Here is a 15,761-nt window from a genome sequence, read left to right on the forward strand (position 1 = left end):
TACAGCGACGGCCGCCAGCGCCACCGCCCCGAACGGGCGACGTGCGCGCCCTTCATCACCGATCTCCCAGGTTCCCGTACCTCGTACCGCATCACGCCCCCGTATTTGATAATCATTCTCATTATCAAATAGAACCGGCAGGCGATTTTTCGATCGAGGGGCTTTTCCTATCGATTCCGGGCACGGCGGCCCGCATTGTTCACGTCAGTGTGCGGATTCGGCCGGCCGGGCTTCCTGACCTGCGCCTGCGCCTGCGCCGGCATACGATGCGTCGTCGTGCCGGCGTCCCGCGCGGGCGAAGGTCGCGTACCACGCATCCGCTTCCACGAGCTGCGCATGCGTGCCGGTCGCCCGTACGCGGCCCCCCTCGAGCACGACGATCGTATCGGCGGCCGCCGCGAGCGCCGGCTGGTGCGTGACGACGATGCGCGTGCGCTGCCCGCGCAACGCGACGAGGCTGTCGCGCACGCGCCGCGCGCCGAATTCGTCGAGGCTCGCGGTCGGCTCGTCGAACATCAGCACCGGTGCCCGCGCCAGCAACGCACGTGCGAGGCAGGCTCGCTGGCGCTGCCCGCCGGACAGCAGCTGGCCGCCGGGCCCGACGTCGGTGTCGAGCCCGTCCGGCAGCCGCTCGGCGTCGCGCAGCAGGCCGACCGCGTCCAGCACGGCGCGCAGTTCGGCGTCGGTCGCGTCCGGACGCCCCATCCGCACGTTCCATGCAAGGCTGCCGCGAAACAGCGCGTTGTCCTGGAACACGAGGTTGCGCGTCGCCGCGAGCGTCGCTTCGCTCAGGTGCCGCACGTCGGCGCGGCCGAGCAGCACGCGCCCGGTGCCCGGATCGTCGAGCCGCGCGAGCAGGCCGAGCAGCGTGCTCTTGCCGGCGCCCGTCGGGCCGACGATCGCGACGAAACCGCCGGCCGGGCAATGGAGGTCGATGCCGTCGAGCAGCGTTGCGCCGCTGGCGGACCGGTAGCCGACACGCATCGCGTCGACGCTCGCATCGTGTACCGGCGTGCCGCGCTCGGGGCTGTCGAAACGCGGCGCGTGCAGCACCGTGAGCACCGTGTCGAGCGCGCGCCAGCCGCCGCGCAGCGCCTGGTCGAGCTGCGTGAGGTGCGCAAGCGGCTCGATGAAGCGCACGAGCAGCACGAGCACCGCGACGGCCGTCGCCGCATCGAGCCGGCCGGCCGCGACGGCCCACGTGCCGCCCAGCAGCATCGCGACGAACACGCCCTGCACCGCGCCCGCGAAACCCAGCTCGATCGGCAGCGAGCGCCGCATCAGCGCACGCGCGCGGCGATGCTGCTCGTCGAACGCGCGCTGCAACGCCGCGCGCGCGTCGCCCTCGCGGCCCGCGAAGCGCAGCAGCCCCTGATGCGCGGCGAAGGTCTGGAGCTGCACGGCCATGTCGCGCTCGCCGGCCGCGCGCGCCTGCTCGAACGCGAGCGTGCGCGTGCCGCCGCGTTCGAGCAGCGCGAACAGCAGCACGGCCGCGGCCGCGAGGCACGACGCGATGCGCCAGTCGATCCACGCGAGCCCCGCGACGACCGCGAGCGGCGTGACGACCGCGGCGATCAGCGGCCCCAGCAGGTGCGCGGGCATCCCCATTGCCTGCATGACCGGGCCGCGCAGCAGCCCGGCCGGATGACTGTCGCGCACGGCCTGCCAGGACGCGATGCGCGGCAGGTGCCGCACGAGGCGATCGACGAGCCCGGCCGCAAGCGCGCCGCCCGCGCGATAGCCGCCGCGTTGCGCGACGTACATCACGAGCGCGTGGCACAGCGTCAGCGCGCCGAGCGCGATCGTCCAGTGCAGCGCGGCCGCATGCGCGCCGGCAAACCACGCGCGGATCAGCGGCACGAGCAGCAGCCCGCAGGCGCCGTCGAGCAGCGCGGCGGCCAGCGCCCAGCCGACACCGCGCCGCAGCGCGCGGCGGGTTTCGGGCGGCAGACACTGCAAACGTTTGAGCGACTTCATCATCGTGCGGCCTCCTCGCCCGCGGCATCGCGTTCGCGCCACAGCCGCGCATACAGGCCGCGCGCGGCCAGCAGCGCGGCATGCGTGCCGCGCTCGACGATGCGGCCGCGATCCATCACGAGGATCTGGTCCGCGTGCCGGATCGCGTCGAGATCGTGGCTGACGATCACGCGCGTGCGCCGGTCGCCGCGCAGCGCATTGCGCAACGCACGCGCGGTTTGCGGATCGAGCGCCGAGCCCGGTTCGTCGAGCAGCAGCAACGGCGCGGGCGACAGCAGCGCGCGCGCGATCGACAGGCGTTGCAGTTCGCCGCCGGACAAACGCACGTCGCGCCCGCACACGCAGTCGTAGCCGCCCGGCAACGCGTCGATGCGTTCGTCGAGACAAGCCGCGCGCGCGGCGGCGCGAATCGCGTCGCGATCGGCATCGGGCCGGTAGAGCGCGATGTTCGCGGCAATCGACACGTCGAGCGCGGTGGCTTGCTGGAACACCATCGCGACCTGCGCACGCCGCGTATCCGGCGCGAGCAGCCGCAGATCGGCACCGCCGAGCCGCACCGTGCCGCGATCCGGATCCATGAAGCGCGCGAGCAGCATCAGCAGCGTGCTCTTGCCCGCGCCCGACGGCCCGACGATCGCGGTGACCGCGCCGGCCGCGATCGTCGCGTCGATGTCGTGCAGGATCGGCGTGCCGTCGAGGTCGACACTCACGCCGCGCAGTTCGACCGACGCATCGCGCGGCACCTGCGCCGCGCCGTCGGCGGGCTCGGACAGGCCTGGCTGCGCGAGCAACGCAGCCAGGCGCGCGGCGGCCGCGCGCGCTTCGCGCAATGCATCGGCGCCATGGCCGAGCGCGCGCACCGGCGCCGCGACCGCCCAGATCAACAGCGCGAACGCGCACAGTTCGCCGACCGGCAACCGGCCGGCCGTCAGCCACGTCGCGCCGAACACGACCCAGGCGAGCAGAAACGGCGTGCCGAGCAGCACCTGCGTGCAGGCGCCGGGCCCGCCGACGCGGCCGACCCATGCCGAAAATGCCCGATCGAAACGCGCGGTCGACGCCAGCGCGGCCGCCTCGATGCCCGCGCCCGGATACTGCCGCACGAGCGCCGGGTTCTGCGCGAGTTGCGCATAGTCGCCCATCAGGGTTTCGAGCGCCGTGTTGCGTGCCGCGACGGCCGGCGCGAACCGCGCCGACCGCATCCAGCGGAACAGCGCGGCGCCGGCCAGAAGCGGCACCAGTGCAAACGCGAGCAGTGCGGGATTCAGGTAAAGCAGGCTCGCCAGCGCCGCGCACGGCACGACGACGAGCTGCGTGACGTCGGCCGGCGCATGCGCGACGAGCTGGTGCAGCGCGCGCACGTCCTGATCGACGTGACGCGCGACACGATCGCTGCCCGCGCGGGCGAACCAGCCGAGCGGCAAACGCTGCAGATGATCGGCGAGCCGCTTGCGCAAGCGATCGCCCAGATCGGCGTCGACGCGATGCGTCAGGTGCAGCGCGACCGTCTGGCCGCCGAGCCAGCACACGCCGGCGACCACGGCCGCGACGAGCCAGCCGCGTGCCGTCGCGTCGAGCGCCTGCGACCCGCGCCATGCGTCGGCGATCCGGGCGAGCGCGAGCCATGGCACGAGCGACGCGACACCCGCGAGCGCCTGCAACACGACCGCCGCCGCGAGCGGCACGGCAAACGGCCGCAACATCGAACGCAACGGCCCCTTCATGCGGCACGCTCCAGCAGCATGCCGAGCGTCGCCGCGCACGCATCGCCCGGCGGCTGCGCCGGGAAGCCGAGTTGCGCGGTCAACTGCTGCCAGACGCGCGTCACGTCGATGCTGCGCTGGTTATGCGCCGGCAGCCCTTCCCCGGACACGAGCCGGTCGACCGCGCGCACGGCCGCCTGCGGCCAGCAGCGCGAATGAATCTCGCCCCACGTGTCCTGCGCGTCGTCGCAGATCTGGAGGCTCGGCATGTCATCGCCCGCCGAGTCGCCGAAGATCGGGAACAGCCCGTCCTCGGCCATCGCCGGTTCGCGCAGCGCGGGCGCCCACCACAGCGGCCCGTGCGGCGAGGCGAGCGTCCAGGTGCCGGCGTCCGTCGTCAGCGTGATGCCGAACAACAGGCTCATGCGGCCGTCGTCGGCCGCCGCCATCTCGTTGTGCACGCGCAGCGATACCGGCGTTTCGGCCAGCACCATCGCGCATTCGCGCATCGACGACAGCGCCGGCCCGATCGGCTCGACCGACCAGGGCCCGACGCCCTGCAGCGCGGCCGCCAGCACGTCGAGCGCCGCGTAGCTCGCCTGCACCGAGCACACGACGTCCGCGTGCACGGGAGCACTCGTGTCGCGCAACCGCCGCGCGACCGCGATGAAGCGCGCGACGACGGGCAGGTTCGGATAGAAGCTGTTCAGCAGGCAGCGGCGGCCGTGGCGCGACGCGGCGCGCAGCACGGTATCCCATTCGTCGGGCAGCAGCGGATGCTCGATCACGACGTCGATCCCGCGTTCGAGCAGCCGGCACGCGAGCGCGGCCCCTTCCGCGCCGCGCGCCGCGCCGCCCACCGCGACGCAGGCGACACGCACGTCGTCCGGCAGCGCCTCCGGGCAATCGAACACCGGTGCGCCGACGCGGGCGGCCAGTGCGGCGGTACGCGCGCTGCCGCGGCCGAGCAAGCCCGCGACGCGATACGAACCGGACGCCGCGAGGCCCGCCGCGTAGAACTGGCCGAAGCGGGAGCCGGCCACGACGACCGGCAGCGGGTGAACCTTCATCGTGCCTCCTTCAGGCGGGTGTCGACGAACGCGGCGTTCAGGCAGTCAAAATGACCGCCGGGGATGTCGGCGGCCGTGATGCCGCCGAGCGCCTGCGCCGTCCAGTACTCGGTGAGCGCCGCGCGCTGCTGCGGAATCAGCGGGTTGCAGCGCTCGGGCACGAACAGCCGCAATGCGCCCGCATACGGCGCATCGCCGGCCCAATGGCTCGCCTGCACGGAATGCATGAAGAGCCGGTACAGCCGTTCGCGCTCGTCGAGCAGCGGATGCGCGACGTCGTCCTGCATCGACAGGCCGGCCGCCGCGCGCAGCACGCGCCGGCGCAACTCGTCGAGCGGCTCGCAGCGATCGCCGAAGATCTCGAGCTGCGCCTGCAGGCTGCCGGGCGCGAGCCGCGTGGGGTCGGCCTTCAACGCGTCGGCGAGCGCATCGGCGAGCACGTACGTTTCCGGAAAGCCCAGCGCGTCGAGCGGCAGCCCGAGCGTCGCCGCGAAATTGAACAGCACGAGCCGTTCGTCCTCGATCAGGTAGGGAATGCGGTAGCTCGACACGATGTCGAGCGTGCGCACCGCGACGCCGAGCTGCACCAGCGATTTCGCCATTTCGAGTGCGACGAGCCCGCCCGAGCAGTAGCCGAGCACGTCGACCTCGCGCACGCCGCTGCGCCACAGCGCATCCGCATAGCGCCGGCCGAGCGTCGCGTTCAGGTGACGCGCCGGCAGGTCGAGATAGTCCTGCGCGTCGCGCACCGCGAAGCCGAGCACCGGGCCGAGCCGCGCGAGTGCCGGCAGTGCCGGACGATAGGCATGCACGGTGCCGAGCCCTTCGTGCACGATCACGCGCGGCACGCCGTCGCCCGGCGCGAGCGGAATCGGCCGCACGTCGGCGCGCACGCGCGGCGCGGGTGCGTGGACGACGGACGACGGCTGCATCGCGCGCGGTGCGGCCGCGCCGGCCGGCGATACGCCGGCCGACGGTTGCGTCTGCGCTTCGCGCAGGCAACGGGCGAACGCCGCCGGCGTCGGCTGCGCGAGCACCCAGCGCAGCAGCCGGTCGAACGGATGCGCCTGCGCGAGCGGCTCCTCGCCACGCAGCCGCGACACGAGTTGCGCGATCAGCAGCGAATCGCCGCCGGCGGCGAAGAAATCCTGATCCGGCGTGACGTTGCGCGTATCGAGCACCGTCTCCCACCATCCGATCAATCGCGCCAGCAGCGGATCGGCGGCGGGTGTCTGCGCCGGCCGAACCGCCGCCGGTTCCGGCTCGCGAATGTCGGCAATGCCGGCCAGCGTCCGGCGGTCGATCTTGCCGTTCGCGGTCACGGGCAGTCGCTCGAGCACGCGCAGTTGCGACGGCACCATATAGCCCGGCACGCGCTCGGCAACGAACGACAGCAGCGCATCCGGCGCGATGCGGGCCGCGCCGCGCTTCACGTGCGCGAGCAGGATGTCGTAGCCCAGCGCGTCGAGCGGCGAGCCGGCCGTCACGCAGCCGAGTGCGCGATCGCCGTCGTCCCCCTGCAGCCATTCGAGCCACTGCGCGCGCGGTACGAACAGCCGGCACGACCCGGCACGCGCATCGCGCGGCGTCTCCATCATCAGCCCCTGGCTGATGCTGATCTCCGGATGCTCGGCCGTCAGTTCCTGGATCACCCACCACGCATCGGCCGCCGACAGCGCGCGCAATCCGGCGATCAGTGCAACCGTGTCGCGCGCGTTGTTCAGCGCGCCGGAGCTGATCGTCATGTCGATCGAATGCGGCGCGATGCCCTGCGCGTCGAGCGCTGCATTCAAGTCGAAACGCACGAACCGCATCCACGGATACGCGGCGAAGCGCTCGCGCGCGGCCGCGAGAAAGTAGCTCGACACGTCGCTGAACAGGTAGTCGATCCGCGTGCCCGCTTCGACCAGCGGCGCGAGCGCATCCACGATCGCGCGCGTCGCGGCGGCCGTTCCCGCGCCGATCTCGAGGATGCGCCACGTACGGCGCGGCTCGCGCGCGACGATCTCGCGCACGGCTTGCGCCATCCCGCGATGCAGCGCATGCGCGTGTTCGCCGTTGCTGTACATCGCTTCGGCGATATGCGACGCGCCTTCGGGGAACATCAGGCCGGCCGGCGAAACCGTGCCGTCCACCTGTACGTCCAGGCAGCCCGCGCTGTCGCGGAAGTAGTCGATGAGGACCGGCGGCCACAGCTCGGGCGATGCATGCAGCGCGAACGCATCCCAGCATGCGTGCGCGTCGGCATGGCTGGCGTCGGACCGTCTACGCCAGCCGCCTTCGGCATCCGCGTGCAGCACGCCGTGCGTCACGAGCATCGCGAGCCAGTGGCGCAGCAGATGCTGCCGCGCCGGCGGCACGCGCAGCCGCTCGCACAGCGTCGCGAAACCGGTTGCGTCGTCGGCCGTCAAGCCGCCTGCCGGTACGATCCACGCGGCCAGCGACGCCACGCATGCCGTTTCGAGTTGCTCGACCGACCGCGCCACGTCCGCTTGCGCGGGCCAGCGCACGGCGTCGAACGCAGCGCGTACCGGTGCCGCGATCTCATGAAGGGCGGGGTCGTGCGCCGACGGGTCAGGCGTCGCACCCTGCAGCGACACGAAGCTCGCCAGCCGGCGCTCGGCGCCCTCGCCGAGCACGATCGTCGCGGCCGCGCCGACCAGCGGATGCGCGGTCAGCGCCGCATCGATCTCGGCCAGCTCGATCCGGTAACCGCGGATCTTCACCTGATCGTCCTGCCGGCCGAGGAATTCGAGCGAACCGTCGACGCGCACGCGGCCGAGATCGCCGGTGCGATAGAGCCGGCGCCCGTCGCGATGACGGATGAAACGTTCGGCCGTTCGCGCGGGATCGTTCGCATAGCCCGTCGCGAGCCCGACGCCGCCGATATGGATCTCGCCGCGCACGCCGGGCGGGCACGGCCGGCCAAGCACGTCGAGCACTTCCATCGTCTGCCCGGTCAGCGCGCGGCCGTACGGAATGCTGGCGAGCTGCGTGTCCTCCGGGCGGATCGGATGCTCGATCGACCAGATCGACGCTTCGGTCGCGCCGCCGAGACTGAACAGCGCGCTGTCGGGCCAGCGTTTCCACCAGCGGGCCGGCAGCGTCACCGGAATCCAGTCGCCCGACCACAGCACGCGGCGCGGGCCCGGCACGTCGAGCGCCGGTTCGCCCTCGAGGTAATCGATCAGCATCTGCCCTTGTGCGGGCACCGAGTTCCACACCGTCACCGCATGACGTGCCATCAACGCCGCCCAGTGCGACGGATCGTGACCGCGCGCGGGGTCGGGCAGCACGACGCACGCACCGCGCGCGGTCGCGCCGAAGAAGTCGTAGACGGACAAGTCGAAGCTCAGTTCGGCCAGGCCGAGTACCACATCGCCCGCACCGACCGCATGGCGTGCGTTGATGTCGGCGAGCGTGTTGCACACCGCCGCGTGGCTCAGCATCACGCCCTTCGGTTCGCCGGTGGAGCCCGACGTGTAGATCACGTAGGCCAGCGCCGCGCCGTCGACGTCGCATGCGGCGCGCGGCGGCCATTGCGGATCGGCGGGCAGCGCATCGGCATCGATGCGCACGCATCCTTCATGCTCGAACTCCAGCGCCCGTACGCTCACGACCGCGCGCACCCGCGCATTGCGCAGGATCGCCTGCCGGCGCAACGCCGGCTGACGGCTGTCGACCGGCACGTATGCGGCGCCCGCCTGGACGATCGCGAGCACGGCCGCGAGCTGGTGCGCGCACTTCGGCATCAGCACCGCCACCGTGTCGCCCACGCCGACGCCGGCCTGTTCGAGCGCGGTACGCAGCGCCGCCGCATGTTGCGCGACATCGCGGTACGTGCGGGCGCCCTGCGCGTCGATCACGACCGGCGCATCGGGCGTGCGCAGCGCCTGCGCGGCAAACCCGGCCGCGATATGCGTCTCCGCGTCCGGATGCACGTCGGCAACGGGCGCGGCGCACGGCAGCACGATGTCGCCCGCACGCGACCACCATCCGGCATCGTCGGCAAGCCGGCCCAGCAGCGCGACGTATGCGTCGAACATCGCGGTCGGCAAGCCTTCGGGAAACAGATCGTCCCGCACGTCCCAGCCGATCTCCAGCCCGCCGAACTGGTCGGTCACCTGGCAGTCGAGCCACACCTGCGGCGTCTGGCTGATCATGTAGCGCGGCGGTTCCGCCCGGGCCGCCTGCTCGCCAAGCAAGCGGCCGACGCTGCCGATGCCGCTCGTGAACACGACCGGCATCAGCGCCGCCTCCTTGCCGCGCCGCCGCGCGAGTTCGCGCATCACGTCGACGCCGGTGAATGCGCGATGGTCGAGATCGTCGAACATCCGCGCACCGATCGTACGCGCGCGCGCGATGAAATCGCCCCCTTGCGTCACGTCGACGGCGAGCAGGCTCAACGCGGTGAAATCGCCGAGCACCGCGTCGATGCGCGGATGCACCGGCGGACGGTTCAGCACCGTCAGGTTCAGGCAGAACGCCGGCGACTGGCTCCAGCGGCCGACGACTTCCGCGAACGCGGCCAGCGCGACGCTCGCCGCACTCAGCCCGAAACGGCTTGCATGGCCGCTCAGTGCAGCCCATTGCGCGCGGTCGAGCCGCGCATGGCGATGCGTGAAACGCGGACGGGCGTCGGTGCGCATCGCGGGCACGACCGGCAGATCGGGGCGCGCCGGCAGATCGTCGATGCGCGCGAGCCACCAGGCCTTGTCGCGCGCATGATCGGCCCCCGTGCCGGCCTGCGCCTCGTGAGCCACATAGTCGCGAAACGTCGCGTCGAGCGGCGCCGGCCGCCATTGCGGATCGTCGTAACGGCGCCGCCATTCGGCAAGCAGCAGTTGCAGGCTCGCGTAGTCGATCAGCGTGAAATCGACGGACAGGTGCAGCAGCGCGCCATCCGGCCCGAGGCTCACTTCGGGCTGCAGCACGGGCCAGCGGTCGAGCGCATGGACCGCGTGGTCGAGCCGCTCGCGTACCCGCTGCACGTGCGCGTCGAATGCGTGCGCATCGCCGTCGCGCAGGTCGTGCACCGTGAGCCGCTGCCACGGCACGTCGGGCAGCACGCGCTGCCATGCGTTGTCCTCGACGATCGCGCGCAGCATCGGATGCCGCGCCACGCACGCATTCCACGCGGCCTCGAAGCGCACGCAGTCGAGATCCTGCCGCTCGTCGTATTCGACGTACAGATGGCATGCGCTGCCGCCGAACTCGAACGACTCGTGCCGGCCGAGCACGTACGCGGCCTGTACCGGCGTCAGCGCAAACCGTTCATGCTGGCGCGCCGGATCGCTGCGCCACGCGCCGCCCCGCAGGAAGCGGACGAACGCGTCGCGTTCGGCCTTGATGCGCGCGGCCAGGTCCGCGTCGAGCGCGCCGGCCGGTGCGCGATAGCGCAGCTGACCGCCGTCGTCGCACCACAATTCGATCTGCCGTTCGCGGCAGAGATCGAGTACGTCGTCGAAGCTCACAGCACGCCCTCCTCGATCGTCGCGACCGATGCGCTGCCGTCCGCCGTGACCGCCGGCGCCACATCGTCGAGCTGGGCGGCAAGACCGGCGAGCGTCGGATCGCGGTAGAACGCGGCCATCCCGATCCGCGCGCCGAGCCGTTCGCGCAATTGCGCGAGCAGGCGCGTCGCCAGCAGACTGTCGCCGCCGAGCGCGAAGAACGTGGCGTCGCGGGCGTTCGCCCGACAGCCGAGCGCCTGCTCCCAGCACGCGAGCAGCGTCGCATGCCGTTCGTTTGCCGGCACGAACGCGTCATGCGCGGCCGGCGCGTCGCCGAGCGCGCGCGCAAGCGCGTCGCCCACCGCGCGCCGGTCGATCTTGCCGTTCGCGTTGAGCGGCCAGCGCGGCAGGCACCACAGTGCGTCAGGGCGCATCGCGTCCGGCAGCCGGTCGCGCAGCCAGTCTGCCAGTACCGCTTGCGTCGCCGATTCGCCGACACGACGCACGTCGAGGCATGCAAACGCGGTCGAATACCAGCTTCGGGAGTCGGGCGTGAAGCCGCTCGCCTGCGCGGCGGCGGCGATCGCCTCGGTCGTGAACGGCCGCGGCAACGAGGCATCGCCCGTCACGCTCGCGACGAGTTCGCGCAACGGCGAGTCGCGCAGCACGTCGGCGAACAGCAAACGGCCATCCCGCGCCAGCAGCGCGGCCGCGATCCTGAACGTATCGCGCGGATCGTCGCGCAGGTGTGCCGCGGCGAAACTGATCACGCAGTCGAATGCGCCGAGATGACGCGCGGGCAGCAGGGCGTCCTGCAGCGCCTGAAGCGCGGGCCTCGTTCGCGTGAAGCGTGCCTGCGCGGTGTGCAGCAGACCCGGCGACACGTCGAACAGCGTCACGTCGAAACGCGGATCGTCGAGCACGTCGAGGCCCGCGTCGAACCATTGCCCGGCGCGGGCATCGAGCACCGCGACCCGCATCGCGCCCGTGCATGCAGCAGCCTGTGCATCGAGCGCGCCAGCAAACTCGCGCAGCACACGAGCGCCGTCCGGCAAGCGCGTCGCGAATGCAAGCGGCGCGACGCGCGGATCGAGCGCCACGCGCTGCGCGACGGTATCGGGATCGGCTGCGAGCGTGCGCAGCGCCGCCGTCAGGTCGTCGAGGTCGGTTGCATGCCAGCCGAGCCGATCGAGCGCGGCGTCGATCGAGATCGATGCATCGCCTGTCGCGTGCCAGCGCGCATGCAGCGACGGCGGCAGGCTCGCGCCGCCGTCGCTCAGCCGATCGGCGACGACGCGTGCAACGGCCGCTTCCGCCTGAACCGTATCGGCCGTGCCCGCATCCGCGAGCGGCGACGGCGCCGCATCGGCCACGCAATCGGCCGGCACGAACGCCGCGACGATGCGCGCGACTTCGCCGTTCGCGACACTGGCACACGCGCCATCGATCCGCGGATGCGCGGCCAGTGCCGCTTCGATCTCGCCCAGTTCGATCCGGTGCCCGCGCACCTTCACCTGCCGGTCCTCGCGCCCCAGGAATTCGAGCGTCCCGTCCGGCCAGTAACAGCCGCGATCGCCGGTGCGATACCAGCGGCCCGACGCATGCTGCACGAAACGCTGCGCGGTCAGCCCGGGATCGTTGCGGTAGCCGCGCGCAAGACTGTCGCCGCCGATCAGCAGTTCGCCCGGCACGTAATCGGGGGCGTCGCGGCCGTCGGCGTCGACCACGCGCCAGGCCTGCCCCGGCAACGGCCGGCCGTATGGAATCGAGCGCCAGTGCGGCGGCACGTCGCGTACCGTCTGCACGTTCGACCAGATGCCGGCTTCGGTCGCGCCGCCGAGCGCGTGGAATGCGCATGCGTCGCCGCAGCGCTCGCGCAGGCGCGCCGGCAGGTCGAGCGCGATCCAGTCGCCGGACAGCAGCGCCGCACGCACGCTGCGGCACGCGTCTTTCGCGACCGGCACGGCCAGCGCCATTTCGAGCAGCGCGGGCGCCGAATTCCATAGCGTCACGCGATGCTGCGCAATCAGTTCGATCCAGCGCGCCGCGTCGCGCGCGTCGTCCTGCGTGGGCAGCACGAGTTCGGCACCCGCGCCCAGCACGCCGAACAGGTCGTACACCGACAGGTCGAAGTCGAGCGCCGACACCGCGAGCAACCGGTCGTCCGCACTCACGCCGAGCAGCGCGTCGATCGCATCGATCGTGTTGACCGCCGCCGCGTGCGTCATCTCGACACCCTTCGGCACGCCCGTCGAGCCGGACGTATAGATCACGTACGCCGTGGCCCGCGGCGCGACCGCGAGCGGTGCGGCCAGCGGCGCATGCCGCATCAGTGCGGCGATGCCCCAATGCGGCACCGGCGCATCCGTGCGCGCCGTGTCGCCGATCACGGCTTTCACGCCCGCCGCGCGCTCGATCAGCGCCTTGCGCGCGGCCGGCTGCGCGATGTCGAGCGGGACGTAGCACGCGCCGGCGGCCAGTACGCCGAACACGGCAGAGACCTGCGCCGGCCCGCGCGGCAGGCTGATCTCGACGGCATCGCCGTGCCCGATCCCGGCCGCGCGCAACCCGCCCGCGATCGCGAGCGCCTGCGCGGCCAGTTCGCCGCGCGTCACGACCTGCCCGCCGCACCGCAACGCGACCGCCGCCGGTTCGCGCGCGGCCCCGGCGAAGAAATCGCGATGCAGCGTGCGCGGCCGGCCGGGCGCGGGCTGCGCGTTGAGCGCCTCGCGCACCCGACGCTGCGCGGACGGCAATTCGACCGCGATCGGCAGCCGCCAGTCGCGATCGCACAGCGCCTGCACGAGCGCGACGTACGCGCCGAACATCGCGTCGACCATCCCGTCCGGAAACAGGCCGTCGACGCTGTCCCACGCGAGCAGCGCGCCGTCCGGCACGCGATAGAGCTGATGATCGAGCCACACCTGCGGCGTCTGCGAAATCATGTCGTGCAGATCGCCGAACACGCGCGCGAACGCCTCGGGCACGAACGGCGCGTCGCCGAGATTGCACGAGAACACGACGGGCGCCGCGCGCGGCGTGCCCTGCCGGCGCGCATCGCGCAGCACGTCGAGCGCCGGATACGCGGCGTGCGCGATCGCGCCGTGCAGCCGCTGCTGGAAAACGCGCACCGCATCGGCCGCGCTCGCGTCGGCCTGCACGTCGCATTCGACGAGCAGCAGCGTCGTGAAATCGGCGATCACGCGGCCGAGATCGGGTGCGTCGCCATGCCGGTCGAACAGCGGCACGTTGAGCAGGAACGCATGGCGGCCGCTCCAGCGTGCGAGCACCGCGGCAAACGCCGCGCCGAACACCGACGACAGCGTCACGCCATGCTGCGCGGCCCGCGCCTGCAGGCGCGCAAGCTCGTCCGTGCTCAGCGTATGGGCGATGCGGCTGAAGCGCGGCGCGCGGATCGCTTCCGGCGCGCGGGCCAGCGGCAGCGCCGGCCCTTCCGGCAGCGTCGCGAGCTTTGCGTGCCATGCATCGCGCGCCGCGGCCCGCGCGTCGCGCGTATCGGCCGCGCGACGCGCGAGCCAGGCCGGGAACCACGTCGACGGCGCGTCGGGCAACGCCGACGGTTCGGCATACGCGACACCGATCTCCTGCATCAGCAGCCGCACGCTGTCCACGTCGGCCGCGAGCAGGTCGACACTCAACCACACGCGATCCTCGCCGCCGGGCATCTGCACGAGCCCCATCATGAAGACCTGCGCGTGCTCGACATCGAGACATTCGTGCGACCGGAACGCGCGCAGCGACGCCCATTCGGTTTCCGCGTCGGCGGCCGTCTTGCCGCGCCAGTCCGCATGCGCGAGCACCGGCGCGTCCGACGCCGCGAGGATCTGCTGACGACCGCCGGCGAAGCGCGCGCGCAGCATCGGATGACGCTCGCGCACACGCCGGCACGCCGCGTCGAGACGAACGGGATCGAGCGCCTGGCTGCGGAATTCCAGAAACGCGTGGCAGCTCACGTTGCCGAGCACTTCGCCGTCGCCGCGGCCGAGCCAGTACGCCTGCTGCACCGCGGACAGGTCGAACGGCGCGTGCACGTCGACATCCTCGCCCGCGACGTCGGGAGCCGGCCGCGCGACACGCGGCGCATTCGCCAGCAACGCGGCCCACGCGCCGAGCGTCGGCGTGCGCGCGAGCGCATCGAACGTCAGCGCGTAACCGAGACGGTTCACGCGCGTCTGCAGATACATCAGCCGGATCGAATCGAGGCCGCAGCTCAGCAGGTCCTCGTCATCGTCGAGCGATGCGATTTCATCGACGGATTCGTCGAGCAGCCCGGCGATCAACGCAACGAGCTGCGAGCGAAAGTCGGTGGAGGAACAACAGGAAGGATCGGAATGGTCGATACGGGAATCGACAACGGTCTGGCTCATGGGCACGCCTTGTATGGGTCGTTCGATGGCGGATCCGCGCGGTGGCGGCCACCCGTGAATGAGAATCTATCTCATTCACTCCCATGTGCCCGGTCGATTCCTTTAGGCTGCCGGTCAGTTGTTTTAGATTGCCGCGCTCGTCAGTTCGTCGTCGTCGATCGCGTTCGACGACGCGCGAATATCGCTCGGCGAAATGCCGTAGCGCTTGCGGAACGCGATCGAAAAATGCGCGGGACTGTAGCCGACGCGATACGCGACGGTCGACACGTTCGCGTCCTCCGCGCACAGCATCGCGTGCGCGGTCCGCAGCCGGTATTCCTGCAGGTACGCATACACGCTCGTGCCGAACACCTTGCGGAATCCGGCCGTCAGCTTGCGCGAATTCATCCCGACGCGGCCCGCGAGCGCGTCGAGCGTCGGCGGCTGCTGGAGCTCGCGCGTCAGGATGTCGCTCGCCGCATACACGCGCTCGACATCCGACGACGTGACGCGCACGTCGGCCGGCGCGAACTGCCGCTGCGTCGCGAGCAGCTGCGCGCTCAGCGCGGTCAGCTCGAACGCCTTCGCCTTCAGGTAGTACTCGCGCACCGCGCCCTCGAACGGGCAGGTGGCGATCTGCACCGCGAGCGCCTGCAGCGCCTTCGACGCCGGGCAACTGACGATGCGCGGATCGCCGCCCGTCGGCGCGAGCATCTTTTCCGGCAGCAGGCTCAGGTTGCGGTCGAGCGCGTCGAGGCCGAGCTGCACGATCGTGTAGCGCAGCGGCACGTCGCGATCGTAGATCTGGTGCGTCGTGAACTCGCCGTCGTTGGCGATCACGCACAGGCCCGGCCCCTTGATGCACTGCTCGGGCTGGCCGGGCACGCGGCAGCGCAACTGTCCGCTCTGCACGAGGACGAGCTTCAGCCCTTTTTCGAGCGGCTCCTCGTACCAGTCGCGGCTGTCCGAGCACAGCGTGCCGCTCATGAGTTTCATGCCCGCATCGACGTGCACCACGCCCGGATGGTTGCCGGGCACGAGCACCGGCGGGTGACGTCGTGACGAAGCGAAGGAGGTCGAGCTCATCGGAGGGTCCGTTGGTTAGGCGGCACGCGCGGACCGGCGCGCGCCGGCGGCAACCGGCCGATTGTCCGGCCGGACCGCGCGGGCGCCGCGCAACGGACGCCCGAT

At 71.8% G+C, this 15,761-nt stretch carries 6 protein-coding genes; all 6 read right to left on the bottom strand.

Annotation, left to right across the window (positions count from 1 at the left end; all coding sequences use genetic code 11):
- Positions 1–204: 204 nt before the first annotated feature.
- The 6 genes from WJ12_RS31055 to WJ12_RS31080 all read right to left on the bottom strand — a co-directional run bounded on the left by WJ12_RS31055 (position 205) and on the right by WJ12_RS31080 (position 15,656).
- Positions 205–1,980, bottom strand: coding sequence for an ABC transporter ATP-binding protein (locus WJ12_RS31055; protein ID WP_059556862.1), 1,776 nt, complete (start codon positions 1,978–1,980; stop codon positions 205–207).
- Positions 1,977–3,701: an ABC transporter ATP-binding protein gene (locus tag WJ12_RS31060; protein WP_059556863.1), complete on the bottom strand. Its 1,725-nt coding sequence runs from the start codon at positions 3,699–3,701 to the stop codon at positions 1,977–1,979. Before WJ12_RS31060 ends, WJ12_RS31055 begins: the two co-directional genes overlap by 4 nt.
- The gene (locus WJ12_RS31065) at positions 3,698–4,750 is read right to left on the bottom strand and encodes a Gfo/Idh/MocA family oxidoreductase (RefSeq protein WP_059556864.1); all 1,053 of its coding nucleotides are present in this window, start codon (positions 4,748–4,750) and stop codon (positions 3,698–3,700) included. The genes WJ12_RS31060 and WJ12_RS31065 overlap by 4 nt, the downstream gene beginning before the upstream one ends.
- Positions 4,747–10,224, bottom strand: coding sequence for a non-ribosomal peptide synthetase (locus WJ12_RS31070; RefSeq protein ID WP_069245979.1), 5,478 nt, complete (start codon positions 10,222–10,224; stop codon positions 4,747–4,749). Before WJ12_RS31070 ends, WJ12_RS31065 begins: the two co-directional genes overlap by 4 nt.
- A complete protein-coding gene (locus WJ12_RS31075; protein ID WP_069245980.1) occupies positions 10,221–14,591 on the bottom strand; it encodes a non-ribosomal peptide synthetase in 4,371 nt (1,456 codons plus the stop codon). The genes WJ12_RS31070 and WJ12_RS31075 overlap by 4 nt, the downstream gene beginning before the upstream one ends.
- A gap of 123 nt (positions 14,592–14,714) precedes the next feature.
- Entirely contained in the window at positions 14,715–15,656 is a 942-nt protein-coding gene (locus WJ12_RS31080; protein ID WP_051700896.1) for a helix-turn-helix domain-containing protein, read from the bottom strand.
- Between the last annotated feature and the right edge of the window lie 105 nt (positions 15,657–15,761).

It is taken from the genome of Burkholderia seminalis, assembly GCF_001718535.1.
Classification (GTDB): domain Bacteria; phylum Pseudomonadota; class Gammaproteobacteria; order Burkholderiales; family Burkholderiaceae; genus Burkholderia; species Burkholderia seminalis.

Coding starts and splice junctions, on each gene's coding strand:
- WJ12_RS31060 (WP_059556863.1), bottom strand. CDS start 3,701: ATGAAGGGGCCGTTGCGTTCGATGTTGCGGCCGTTTGCCGTGCCGCTC.
- WJ12_RS31075 (WP_069245980.1), bottom strand. CDS start 14,591: ATGAGCCAGACCGTTGTCGATTCCCGTATCGACCATTCCGATCCTTCC.
- WJ12_RS31055 (WP_059556862.1), bottom strand. CDS start 1,980: ATGATGAAGTCGCTCAAACGTTTGCAGTGTCTGCCGCCCGAAACCCGC.
- WJ12_RS31065 (WP_059556864.1), bottom strand. CDS start 4,750: ATGAAGGTTCACCCGCTGCCGGTCGTCGTGGCCGGCTCCCGCTTCGGC.
- WJ12_RS31080 (WP_051700896.1), bottom strand. CDS start 15,656: ATGAGCTCGACCTCCTTCGCTTCGTCACGACGTCACCCGCCGGTGCTC.